The following is an 11,468-nucleotide window of genomic DNA, read 5'->3' on the forward strand; positions in this document are numbered from 1 at the left end:
CGGGGCGATTGAGTTGTTCGCTGCAACCCCAAAAACACGAAAATTTAAATGTTGAATTGACCCTGATTTCCATATTTATCGCATAATTAAAGACGCTGGGGAATAAACCATTTATTCGAGATTCCCTATTGGTAGTAGATCGGACTTTTTACGACGCCATCATCCCATGCCAATCTTTGGATAGAGAAAGAGGGGTTACACCTGCTGAGTTCTACGTATGTGGCTGTAATTAAAACCGGCAACAAAAATACTTCCGCCTATCAGGTTACCGACCAGGGCAAGCCCGATAAATTTCAATCCCTGCAATATATGGTACTCATCACTGACCATTAAAACAGTAAACATCTCGACAGACCCGGCTATTGAATGATGGAGTCCCCCCAGGCCGATAAGAAAAGTAACAATATAGATGCAAACAATCTGGCTTAATGCAGGAGAGGTTACCAGAACAAGCCATCCGCCCAAAGCCATCAACCAGCCTGCCAGCAAAGCGCTGACAAGGAGGGTCAGGTTATCCTGGTGCACCAGATGATGACCAATCAGGATATACCCCTCCCGGGCCATTATCACCTTGTCGGCAAGTGTCAGAAGGCCTGCGCTACCAAGCGCCCCTATTAAATTACCAAAGATAACAACCAGCCATAACCTCACAAGTCGTTTCATGGTGATCTTTTTAGCAAATAAAGGGTATACCGCAGTGGCTGTATGCTCGGTAAAAAGTTGGGTCCCGCTCATTATGCATATAATAAAACCCAATGGATAAACAAGAGCCATGGAGATTCTTAAGAATTGCGATGCATTCAACTCACTGGTAAGAGTAGCCATGACAGCCACTGCCATAGCGGTGAACCCCAGAATCAGGCCGGCGCCAATCGAAGATAACAACAGTGACCAAAATGGCCGCTCCACTTGTTCAAGGCCTTCACCTATTGCCTTCTCAAGCACATCATCAGGGTGACGGACTGTTTCATCGCTCCGCTTTATGATAACCGGAACATATTTTTCGTCTTCGTTTTTCCGCTCTAGCCCTCGCTCTGTATAGACTTCCTCAGTAGATTGCTCAATATCTTCATCTGAACGTCCGGAAGCAGGCCGGCTTTCAGCTCCATGATTATTCTTTATTTCTGCCATTGTACAATCGCCCTTTTCCTCTCATTGATATTATAAGTTGCCCCATTGTGCCATGATATGGAGGTAGATGATATAGCTTATCAAATAAAAAATTCCACTTGGAGGAAAAACAAAGGTAATCCTGAATTCAGGCGACAGGTTTATCCCGGCGCTTTCGACCCTACTCCTCCAATGCCCCATGCAAAGAAATGGCAACGATTTCATTACCCTCACCCGTCGAGGAGTCTTATAATGTAGTATATATTTAATAATTATATTTTCGCACGAGATTAAGGCATGCTCAAAAAGATCTCCTTAGTCATATAATCCATGCTCGAGTCTTAGCTTACCTCTGAGGATATTTTTTTGAGCATAACAATCTAGACACTAACAAAAACACTACACCTGGTACCGCCTGAAATGACGGAAAATCTGGGCTGAATCCGAGAGAGTGGACAATAAGGCAATTATGCTGGATGGTCTCTATATTGCGTAAGAAATAGTGTACTCATAAATACCCGCAAGATGTCTGCGAGGGAGAATGTGATGCGCGAGAAATTGAAGAAATGGCTGGACCTGATTTTGTTCATGGGCAAACCAGAGGACTCTTCTGCAGGTCATGTCTGTCATGATTACAAAGAAGAAATGCCATCGGCTGTCAATCCGAGGTGGGCAGGAGTGGTTAAGATACTGCTCTTGATAGCGGCTGCAATTTTGATCTTATGGCAGCTTATCCAGCTCCTTCTTTAACGGGTTGGTGAACACTGTTAAAAGGCAGGCCATGGAAAATACCTCTCGACCTGCCTGCTGCTTGTCATATGCCGGCTGTATACGGAGTCTGCAGTGCGTCTTGTGCACCCCAGTGATGTTCTTTGCTTCATCAACTCGCGCAAATCAGGCCGGTAACAGGGGGGCTGTTACCTTGACCTCTGTAAAGAATAAACACGTTATCGAAAAAGCCGTTCTCTAGTATTTCCACCCTGTTTGTGGCTGCTCTGCAGGCTCCATACAGAGACAAAAAACGAGTGCAACAATCGGCTTGCACATGCCCTTTTAAAGAACCGCAAACAGAAAGAGCAAGGGTAACGCAATACCTGCAGAAGTAAAAAGAATACCACGGAGTTTATTTTTCCCCCTTATCATTAACAAGCCTGTTACAGCAAGGAGTCCCAGAGCAATGGCGTAGATGTCTGCGATCAAGGTCCAACTTTTTTTGTGTTTATTCAGATGTAGGTAGTTCATCTCAAACAGACCTGGTTTTCGGGCAATTTTTTCTTGGATTACTGCCCCTGTTGCAAGGGTTACATCAATGCTGTTACCTTCAATAAAAATTCGCATGGTACTGGGATTAAGCATGGCAACATTTTTAAAAGTGCCGGTTTCCCCGAGCTCAGCCAACACCTGGTTCACATACTCTCTATCCGGTTGTTTACCATCCTCAAGCTTTGACACAGTGGCAGCACTTTTTTCAATGGTGTAACTGGGATTGAAACTATGAGAGGTGTGATTAACCGCTACCCCGCTTATGGCATATATCAGGGTCAGGCCGATACAAAGATAGCCGATATCTCTGTGAAGAATAAAATTCCATTTTCGCCAACGCATGGGTCAACCTAGGTAGAGTAAAAAAGCTTAACTCTTTAATTTAAACGAAGGGTTCGAGAGAAAGGCATTTTTTTAATTTTAGGCTGCTTTATTGTATAATAGCACCCAAGCCCCGAATACGAAGGAAACTTACAGGACCGGTTATACTGGATGGATCAAATTCCCCCCCCTGCTCCTCGGCTCGGTGCTTGCCCATGGCAATTGCCTGTTCTCTAGAGAGTTTGAGCTCTTCGGCAATTCCCTCTACTTTTGCGTTACGTCCTTTGGCTTCCATGGGAAAGACAATTTCACCATCAACTACTTTTACTTGAATCTTTTCAAAAGGCACATCACTGGCAATATCCATCCAACATCCGCGGGCAGCGCAAACATTAATTATCATTCCTTCAATCAAAACTTTCTTCCCTTTGTATTTTTCGGGGTGTGCATTAATTTCAGAGACTTTGGTAACCTCTGTCAGGGTTATTGGATCCCCCAACTGGAGTTCTTGTGCATATACAGACGGAGAAAAAAGGAGAGTGACGAACAAAAAAGACAAGATTTTAGACATAAAAGTGCCCCATTATTATTATTTTTTTGGATTGATTTAAATGAAACCGTGTACCACAAAGTGCGAATTCAGTCAATAGGCGAACTTACCCGCAATCAACCCAAAACAGCCCTCGACAGAGCACACAACACCGGTGTCGAGTAGTCCACCGCAAGTGTTTATCGAGTTGTAAAAATTGGTCGAGCAATAATGGAACTGCCTAGGCCCAAGCTAACCCTGGGAGCTGTGCTGAGATTCCGATAACCGGCTATCGGAGTCTACGTTTTCCTTTTACTGTTAAAATAGTGAAGAAGATGGTACCGCATGGACTGACTTTTGGTGAGCATTTTGCTACTTTTATATCTGATTGGTTTTAATAACAGGAGTCTGGAATTACCAATTTTTCTAAAAATGACAAAATGCTCATGAGAAATCCGGGTTGATAGTGCACGAATTGCGTTATTCGGCCATATGCAAATATTCCTTTTTCAAGGTTGCCATCTCACCTTTCAGGATCATCTGGTCCATCATAAAATTAACCGTATCCTGCAAACGTTCGGCGCCAGCCGACATGAGATAACCAAGTTCAGCGCGGGTGAAAGGTTTATCTGCCAGAGGAGCGCTCAGCTTTGCGTCTATAGCGGCATAATAAAGCGCCTCTACACTGTCGGTGATCATCACATCCACTTCTTGAGCAGCAACCGCTTCGGGAATCGCAAGGTTGGATTCATAAAGAATCACCTCCGCATTATGAATATTTGCCTTCACAAACTTTTCATTGGTACCACCAGGATTCACGCCTATCTTGACCCCTTTTTGGTCTATGTCCGCCAGTGATGCGTACTTTTCTGCATTACTCGCTGCAACTAAAGGGGTTTTGCCAAACATTACATATCCTTGAGAAAATCGAGCCTCTTTCTGCCTGGTGACTGTTCGCGTAATACCACTCATTCCGATATCATATTTCCCCTCTTTCAAATCACCCATCAGTGTCGGCCAAGAGGTATTAATCAACTCAAGCTTTACCCCCAGTTTAGAGGCAAAACTCTTTGCTACGGCAATATCAAAACCTTCGTAGTTTCCAGCGTTGTTAAAAGAAAAAGGTTTATAATCGCCGGTGGTTCCGACTTTCAAAACACCTGTCGAGAGTATTTCATCAAGACTACGAGCATATGCAAAATTCGCTGTTATAGCTACCAAGACACAACACATTAAAAACGATACCACTCTGCTCATGATTACCTCCGATAATTAGGTTTTATCCAAACAACGTCAGCCATTATTTCCCAGGATACACTCTACCTGCAGAATTACAATCAACAAATCAACAGAAAAAATATTACAAAATGGGGTAAATTGAAAATTTATAGATCTTGTCTGAACAAATTGCAAAATGGGTAAAGCTGGTGTGGAATAATGTGATGCAGGTGCTCATCAATGTGTGAAAAAGGATCGAGCAACGATATAACAACCCAACAGGAGCATAAAAGAGAAAAAAAGTTTGCGAAAAAGCTGTTCTGAAATGTTTCTCCGCAGTCGGTTGCCTATCAGCATACCCAAGTAGGCAGGCAAAAATGAAATTGCTGATAGCAAAAGCAACTCTCCGGTAAGCAATTTGTTTTTTTGCAAGGCAAAGGCAAGGGTAATGGTCGAGACCAGAAAAACCAGCCCCATCGTTTGGATCAATTTCTCCCTCTCCATAGCAAGACTCTGCAAATAGAGCACCCCGGGAACAATAGCTGAGCCCGTCATACCCGTGAGCAGGCCGTTTATAGCTCCAATTAATGGATTAAGCCATTGCTCAGCCTGACCAGGAGGCTTCAACTCCTTGGAAGACAGGCCAAAAAGGGCATACAGGAAAAGGATGCATCCCAACAAAGCTGAAAGCCATGAAACATCTACTCTTTGCAGAAGAAATGCCCCTAGCCAGATAGTACAGAAAGTTGCCAGAAAAAAAGACCAGCTCCTGAAAACAATGGCCTTAAAATACCCCCCAAAGACGCCCTGTTGAATATTCGTCAGGATGGAAGGTAACAAAATTATAGCCATCCCTTCTTTTATGCCAATGGTTGCTGTCAAAAGGGCCAGAGCGATTGTAGGGAGCCCGGTTCCTATGATGCCCTTTACCAGCCCCCCCACTAAAAAAGAAACAAAGAGAAGCAACAGGGTCTCAACCGAGGCAATAGATGTCATAGATCTATCTCTTTTTCAAGAAAAGCGGGAGCTACTATTTTAGTCGAACTTACTGATAGGAGGACTACATTAAAGTAACAGAACACAGCCAACCTGCATACCATTGAAAGAGCTTTTTTTGATATCAAGAAAGGTGCTTGGCCCGAATTTCTCATGAACCTTTTGGTTTCAAACTCAATTATTTGATATTATTACTTAAAAAGCAATTATGCAAATAACAGTCTGTTTTTCGTTTAAAATCAAAAAGTAAAGGTAAGACCCGCTCGGACGGCAACATTATCAAGAGGGAAACTACCATCTTGCTCTGAGGTCAAAATTCCATATTTATAGCTTGAAAAAGTCGCATCAGCTTCAACAGCTGTGTAGTGCATGGACACATCTAACGAAAAATGCTCAGTAACACTATATGCTACACCAATACCAATAAGAAATGCGATTTCATTATCAATATCCATAACCCTGGTTACACCGTTATACGACGTTGTTGGACTACCCAGGGCTGCGTACTCAGCTGGATCATAATACCCGAGGGCCCAGTCATCCGCTTCCTCAAAATCCCCCGTAAAAAAACCAAGCCCCATTGAAACATAGGGAGTAAATGAGCTTGAATTGGGGTAGCGGCCAACAAGGCTAACCGTGGGACCAGCCAAAGAGACATCACCATCAGTCTTCGTCGTAGTGTAGACTGATGGTGCTACGGTTTCAGCCTCTACACTATCGTAGGCAAGCTCGACTCCGATATATTTTGAAAAATAGTATCTGGCGAATATGTTTTTGGGGGTATAGTCTTGGATTTCATCAAGCGCATAGATTGTTCCCAAAAAAGTGCCTTCTCCTTGGGGTCCTCCTGCTGCCCCGGAATCAGAATCAGTAAGAATGGTAGAGGTTACCCGCGTACCAATTTCTAATCTGCCTGCTAAATAGTCAGCATAGAAGTGAGATTGTTTCTCGCTTGAATCTTTTTCACTTACTTCATTTTCCTCACTTTCATGCCACGTCGCATCAGAAAAGCCTTGCAAAGCAATATCCAGCTCATTGTTTTCTTTATTACCAGAATCGTCACCTGCCATTGTTTCCACCGGCGGAAAAAACAACATCAAAGTTAAAGATACAATAAAAATTATGGATACAACTTTTATTGAATTAACTCTACTCACAAAAAAATGCAAAACGCTAACAAACATTCTACTTATCAAGCATTCCCTTACCATCCTACCTCTCCTCTTTTTCTATAAAAATGCATCAAAAAACCAAACAACAACAAGCAAATAGCAAGAGAAATAAGATGAGCGGAGCAACTACCAACTGACGTAAAAATAGAAAACACACAGAATTGACATGTTACATGCTAAAGCCCTATATCTCTTAGCCGGCTTAAAACAGTACTGGAAAATGTAGGACTAAATATGAATGGAATATGGAAACCGAAAAAAATATTTGACCAAAATATAATGATGATCGGTCAAGCGTAATGGATATTTGTGAGGCTGGAAATAACCCAGAGAGGCAAGATACTTCTCTGTGCTGAGACCAATAATTGAGGATAACTACTCAGTGCTGCTCAAACTCCTTTATTGCAATTGCCACTGACCATTAGCATCACGACAGGCAGTGGTATACGTTTTTTGCTTTTTACCGTCAATAATTGCACTAATTTCCGCCTTCCTGCAGATTTGGTCAGTTGTCGGATTTTTAAAAGCCGGTTGCGGAGTGACGGCGTACTGGTTGCCGGTGTCAGGGTTAATCCATGATGATTGTTGGTTTGAAGCTCCGCGCTCATACACGTGGTTTAATTGTTGCTTATCGTATTTATCCATTTCATTGCCGACGATATAACCGAGCATAGTTCCCACAGCTGCACCTATCAAAGTGGCCTCGGTGTTATGGCCGATCATCTGCCCAATAAGAGCACCACCGGCAGCTCCGCCGACAGCCCCTGTTTGGGCTTTATTCAAATTTGCACAACCTGATAGCAAGGTCAATACAACAATTGCGGTAACAGTGATATGCCTCATGGTACTTTTTCTCCTCAGTTGATTGATATCTTGAGAGTGTCAGCCACGACTCGAGTAACTTACACTCACAAGTATTGACATGCTCAGCCCTTTGATGAACAAGTGCTGCGACTTTAGAATGGATGAATCCTATTTTTTCAAAAATTAACGACTGCTTACATCGCGTACCAGACGGACATAGTTGTATATACGGATAGCGTCTCCCTGGGGCCCGTACCCTTCTGGAAAATCATCAGGGTTGCCCACTTTAGGATCACTGCGCTGGGCTCCGGCACCATGAACATCAACCCAGCCGCTGACCATTTCTCCCGTAGTTTCATCAAGCGTACTCATAAATCCCATTGCCCTGCCAAAAGCTACGTAGGCCCCATGAGAGCCTGGATTGTCGGTCCAGTTGGCATGGGTAGTGCTGCTCCAGTAGCAGGGGTAGTCTGGTTGCCCCGCCTCATTAGTAATACTGGTGGCATTAAAAATCGGATCAATAGCCGCTGAATCGGTAGCATCCGGAGAACGAGTATAATCAACAATTCCTTGCAGCTCTTTTACATTGGGCAAACGCCAATCATTGTACCCCATATAATGGAGAGCATTCATTTCTTCTACCCAGCTCAAGGCCTCCTCCCAGTTGAGACCAATGGTACTGTCATCTTTTGCCCACATCAACTGCGTCGATGTATCCGTGATAGTACCATTGCGGTTTTCTTTAAACTGATTCCGCCCGTAAATAGCATTGCCACGGACATACATAACAAAGAATTTCTTATCGCGGCCAAATAGTGTAAGGCCATATCCTTTGATTCGCCCATCGGCAAAATTCACCCCGAAAAGAAGATTGTTTTGACTGTTACCTTCTGTATTAGCAGCGTACAGGGTACTGGAAGCGTACTGGGAATCGATAATACGCTCACCTGCTGCGGTATCACCATAATTAAAATCAAAGTAACGGGTATCAATAAACGGCACCAGGAATGCTCCATCCCCTTGTTCGTAACCGCTGGGATCGATACCCCGGAAATCGATCAGCGAATAGAGTTCTTTGATTGTCGGCAGACGCCAATCGTCGTATCCACCTAGTTGAAGCTCCTCCGCTCCAAAAACGGCGACAACGTACGATACCTTATCATCAGCATCTATATCACCATCTCCATCTCTATCAGGACTTTGTTGCCACATCAGGCCGGTAACATTGTCAGTGACCGTGCCATCACCGTTGTCGGTGTAGCTGGGCATTTGACGCGAGTACTGAGCATCTTGACCGTAAAAGGCCTCCCTTTCAAAGGGGCATGTTATCTCCACGCCATTGTCGTAACATTCGTCTTGGCTGGTATCGACCACAGGAAAAGTACTTGGCATTTTCCCATTGCGAATATTGTATGCAGTTGGGGGGGAGCCTAGACGGTCTGCAAAATCTGAACTATGCCACTGGTCTCCATACGAATAACCAGCACTCTGCCGACTCCCTGATTGAGCTACCGCCCCTGTTTGTGGGCCCAGCGTGAGACTCAGCAAAACTAACAGGATGGTGGTACAATTTTTCATCTGAATTTCCCCTCTTCTTTTCACAATTTCCATGAACTCCTCACTGTTTACGATGCTCTTTCCCAAAAGGCGGAAAACCCTCTAGTAAAATGGTTTATCGTCACATTAACGGTCATTCATGGAGAGAATATGGAGGAAAAAAGGTTTTCCAGTTTGCGCTGGACGTTCTTTTGGTGAGTTAAAAGTATTCGCTACTGACTATACAGCCTTCCGAAAATGAGATACCCTACATTGTGACAAATGGCAGAGCATACAAATCTGTGAGCGGCAAGTGATGCTGATGGCCTGCGACCTCGCTTCCCCCCGGCGTCATAGAAGCTATCAGCCGGCACTCGGACATCTCAACTTGAATAGTTAGGAATATGTATGGATATTAAAGCTATTAAGGATCGCCATACCGACAAAACCAAAAAAAAATCAGGCAATAGAATCTTGCTGGTCCGACATGGGGAAACTGAATGGAACCGACTGCACCGCTTTCAAGGCCGAAGCGATATACCGCTTAACCCGAAAGGGAATCACCAGGCCCGTGCCCTGGGTTTGGCTTTAAAAAAAGAAACTATTACAGCCATTTATTCCAGCCCCCTGGAACGTGCAGTTGAAACGGCTTCTCATATAGCTCAATTTCACCCTTCCGTACCGTTGATGAAAGAATCAGGATTAATAGAGATGGATTTAGGAGACTTCGAAGGAATGGAAGCGCAGCAGTGGAAGAAAGAGCATCCTGCTTTTCGAAAAGCCTGGGAAAAGAGCCCTTCCTTTTTGTCCATGCCGGGAGGAGAGAGCCTCAATCAAGTCCAGCAGCGGGCAGTTGGTACGCTGCTGCGTATTTCCGAGTCCTGTGCCCAAGGGAGCACCCTCGTGATCTGCTCACACAATTTCGTTATCACATCCTTATTGTGTTTTGCATCCCAAACGCCGCTGGACCACTTTCGAAAATTGCGGCAGGGTACAGCAGCCCTGAATATCCTCTATCAGGATGAAACAGGTTTTCAAGTTGAAAAGGTGAATGACCGGACGCACCTCTAACCAGGACTTCTCATGCAGGCTAAACATCTCCTCTCACTGTCAACGAAAACGTTTACGTACCGTGCTATATAGAAAATAGAAAAAAGGAGGAAAAGACTTGGGGTATTTTTTGAACTGACAGGCCCCGACAAATCCAAAACCTGTCAGCTCAAAGCCGAACTACGTCCGAACTACTGCAAATGGCAATATGATCACATCTCAAAATCGACAGCTCGTCTTTCGCCGATAACTTCCTTGCCAAAGGCGAGAACTTTTTGGTGTTCAGGATGATTGTTATATGTATCAAGATCTTGCAACGATTTGAATTCTGAGAGTAAAATCAAATCAGAACCAGTTTCAGCCGGCAGAATATTCTTTTCCACTTGCAAGCTGACAATCTCATCGATCACGCCGACAAGCGCTTCCAACTTGGAAGCGAACTCGTCGATATTCTCCTCTTTTGTATTATTTAACGCACTTTCCTTGAATTTCCACATTACGACATGCTTAATCATTATTTTCCCTCTTTAATTTCTGTAATGGCTGTTCTACCAATGGTTGACAATTGGACCCTGCCGGAGGTTTCATGTTTTTCACATTTCATCCTCTTTCAAACAGTAACGATTCTATTTTATTACTCAACGAAAAAACGTCTCCCTGACAAGAGTATCAGACTCCTCCAAATCAGCAGGACTAAATACTTCCAAATTTAATATACCGCTAAAGCCGGCCGTGTGTAGAATTTGCATCCATTCTGTTACCAGGGGTCGCGGCAAGGCAGAAAGACTCACGTGTTCTTCATGCCCTTTCACACCGTGCAGATGAATTTCAGGTGTTACTTCAATATACCGGGTTAATACATCTGTGACCTTTTCATTGCCAAGCATTAAATGGCCCAGATCTAGGCAGAGTTCACAAAATTTGCTCTGCAGGAAAGGTTCTAAAAAACAAGGTGAATAGTTAATATTTTCAACAAGTATCTTTTGCCTATTGTCTAAAGCACCATAAAGAATTTCCAAAGATGCCAGAGCCCGTTGGGGCCAATCGCCCCATTGTGTGGAACGATCCTTTGCAATATAGCTTCCTGGAACCGGAACCAACGTGGGAGGCGTAAAGGGAATATGCAAAATATAGTATAAAGGCTCAAGAATGGACATTTGCAAAAACAACTCTCTTGCCAGCTGGACAGAAGCTTCCCTTTTTTCTCGCTCCGTAGAGGCTATCTCCAAAGATGTCGGCAGATGCACTGAAAACGAAATTTTTTCCCGCGCCTTTATCTCAAGCAAGGCGTCAATCTCTCTGGAAGAAGGGAAATTGTGCAGCCTTGGCGTATGAAACAGGACAATCTCGACATGGTCTACGAGTTTTGATAATCGCTGCACATTATCAACCAGGTCTTCCCCAAAAACCATGGAAGGCGCACTCATTTTATAAGGCAAGTGGGACGCTGCTTTCTTCACAATCAACAA

The 11,468-nt window shown here is 43.9% G+C and carries 12 protein-coding genes; 2 read left to right on the forward strand and 10 right to left on the reverse strand.

Annotated features, from left to right (window positions below):
- Nucleotides 1-195 precede the first annotated feature (195 nt).
- The gene (locus tag JWH17_RS18870; protein WP_205224221.1) at nt 196-1,131 is read right to left on the reverse strand and encodes a formate/nitrite transporter family protein; all 936 of its coding nucleotides are present in this window, start codon (nt 1,129-1,131) and stop codon (nt 196-198) included.
- A gap of 525 nt (nt 1,132-1,656) precedes the next feature.
- On the opposite strand from JWH17_RS18870, the gene JWH17_RS18875 reads away from it, so the two are divergent.
- On the forward strand, nt 1,657-1,860 hold the full coding sequence (locus JWH17_RS18875; RefSeq protein ID WP_205224222.1) for a hypothetical protein: 204 nt from the start codon (nt 1,657-1,659) through the stop codon (nt 1,858-1,860).
- Nucleotides 1,861-2,163: 303 nt separating this feature from the next.
- On the opposite strand, the gene JWH17_RS18880 is transcribed toward JWH17_RS18875, so the two are convergent.
- The 7 genes from JWH17_RS18880 to JWH17_RS18910 form a co-directional block, all read right to left on the reverse strand.
- On the reverse strand, nt 2,164-2,715 hold the full coding sequence (locus JWH17_RS18880) for a PepSY-associated TM helix domain-containing protein (RefSeq protein ID WP_205224223.1): 552 nt from the start codon (nt 2,713-2,715) through the stop codon (nt 2,164-2,166).
- An 88-nt stretch (nt 2,716-2,803) separates the two neighbouring features.
- Complete coding sequence (locus JWH17_RS18885) at nt 2,804-3,265, reverse strand: DUF4920 domain-containing protein (protein ID WP_205224224.1); 462 nt, start codon at nt 3,263-3,265, stop codon at nt 2,804-2,806.
- A gap of 438 nt (nt 3,266-3,703) precedes the next feature.
- Nucleotides 3,704-4,480, reverse strand: coding sequence for a transporter substrate-binding domain-containing protein (locus tag JWH17_RS18890; RefSeq protein WP_205224225.1), 777 nt, complete (start codon nt 4,478-4,480; stop codon nt 3,704-3,706).
- A gap of 198 nt (nt 4,481-4,678) precedes the next feature.
- Entirely contained in the window at nt 4,679-5,437 is a 759-nt protein-coding gene (locus JWH17_RS18895; protein WP_205224226.1) for a sulfite exporter TauE/SafE family protein, read from the reverse strand.
- Between the two features lie 239 nt (nt 5,438-5,676).
- Complete coding sequence (locus tag JWH17_RS18900; RefSeq protein WP_205224227.1) at nt 5,677-6,507, reverse strand: outer membrane beta-barrel protein; 831 nt, start codon at nt 6,505-6,507, stop codon at nt 5,677-5,679.
- Between the two features lie 501 nt (nt 6,508-7,008).
- Nucleotides 7,009-7,452, reverse strand: a complete 444-nt coding sequence (locus JWH17_RS18905; RefSeq protein WP_205224228.1) for an RT0821/Lpp0805 family surface protein — start codon at nt 7,450-7,452, stop codon at nt 7,009-7,011.
- 144 nt (nt 7,453-7,596) lie between these two features.
- Nucleotides 7,597-9,024 carry an Lcl C-terminal domain-containing protein gene (locus tag JWH17_RS18910; RefSeq protein ID WP_205224229.1) on the reverse strand — a complete coding sequence of 476 codons (1,428 nt, stop codon included), beginning with the start codon at nt 9,022-9,024 and terminating at the stop codon, nt 7,597-7,599.
- A gap of 333 nt (nt 9,025-9,357) precedes the next feature.
- On the opposite strand from JWH17_RS18910, the gene JWH17_RS18915 reads away from it, so the two are divergent.
- Complete coding sequence (locus JWH17_RS18915; RefSeq protein WP_205224230.1) at nt 9,358-10,020, forward strand: histidine phosphatase family protein; 663 nt, start codon at nt 9,358-9,360, stop codon at nt 10,018-10,020.
- Between the two features lie 191 nt (nt 10,021-10,211).
- On the opposite strand, the gene JWH17_RS18920 is transcribed toward JWH17_RS18915, so the two are convergent.
- Both JWH17_RS18920 and cbiR read right to left on the reverse strand, forming a co-directional pair.
- On the reverse strand, nt 10,212-10,514 hold the full coding sequence (locus JWH17_RS18920) for a Dabb family protein (protein ID WP_205224231.1): 303 nt from the start codon (nt 10,512-10,514) through the stop codon (nt 10,212-10,214).
- A gap of 123 nt (nt 10,515-10,637) precedes the next feature.
- Nucleotides 10,638-11,459, reverse strand: coding sequence for a cobamide remodeling phosphodiesterase CbiR (gene cbiR / locus JWH17_RS18925; protein WP_205224232.1), 822 nt, complete (start codon nt 11,457-11,459; stop codon nt 10,638-10,640).
- Nucleotides 11,460-11,468: the final 9 nt, after the last annotated feature.

This window comes from Desulfogranum marinum, from assembly GCF_016918565.1.
In the GTDB taxonomy this organism is placed as follows: domain Bacteria; phylum Desulfobacterota; class Desulfobulbia; order Desulfobulbales; family Desulfobulbaceae; genus Desulfogranum; species Desulfogranum marinum.

Excerpts from the sequence above, each read along its gene's own strand:
- JWH17_RS18910 (WP_205224229.1), bottom strand. The coding sequence starts at position 9,024 with ATGGAAATTGTGAAAAGAAGAGGGGAAATTCAGATGAAAAATTGTACC.
- JWH17_RS18890 (WP_205224225.1), bottom strand. The coding sequence starts at position 4,480 with ATGAGCAGAGTGGTATCGTTTTTAATGTGTTGTGTCTTGGTAGCTATA.
- JWH17_RS18885 (WP_205224224.1), bottom strand. The coding sequence starts at position 3,265 with ATGTCTAAAATCTTGTCTTTTTTGTTCGTCACTCTCCTTTTTTCTCCG.
- JWH17_RS18900 (WP_205224227.1), bottom strand. The coding sequence starts at position 6,507 with ATGGCAGGTGACGATTCTGGTAATAAAGAAAACAATGAGCTGGATATT.
- JWH17_RS18875 (WP_205224222.1), top strand. The coding sequence starts at position 1,657 with ATGCGCGAGAAATTGAAGAAATGGCTGGACCTGATTTTGTTCATGGGC.
- JWH17_RS18880 (WP_205224223.1), bottom strand. The coding sequence starts at position 2,715 with ATGCGTTGGCGAAAATGGAATTTTATTCTTCACAGAGATATCGGCTAT.
- JWH17_RS18915 (WP_205224230.1), top strand. The coding sequence starts at position 9,358 with ATGGATATTAAAGCTATTAAGGATCGCCATACCGACAAAACCAAAAAA.
- JWH17_RS18920 (WP_205224231.1), bottom strand. The coding sequence starts at position 10,514 with ATGATTAAGCATGTCGTAATGTGGAAATTCAAGGAAAGTGCGTTAAAT.
- JWH17_RS18870 (WP_205224221.1), bottom strand. The coding sequence starts at position 1,131 with ATGGCAGAAATAAAGAATAATCATGGAGCTGAAAGCCGGCCTGCTTCC.
- JWH17_RS18895 (WP_205224226.1), bottom strand. The coding sequence starts at position 5,437 with ATGACATCTATTGCCTCGGTTGAGACCCTGTTGCTTCTCTTTGTTTCT.
- JWH17_RS18905 (WP_205224228.1), bottom strand. The coding sequence starts at position 7,452 with ATGAGGCATATCACTGTTACCGCAATTGTTGTATTGACCTTGCTATCA.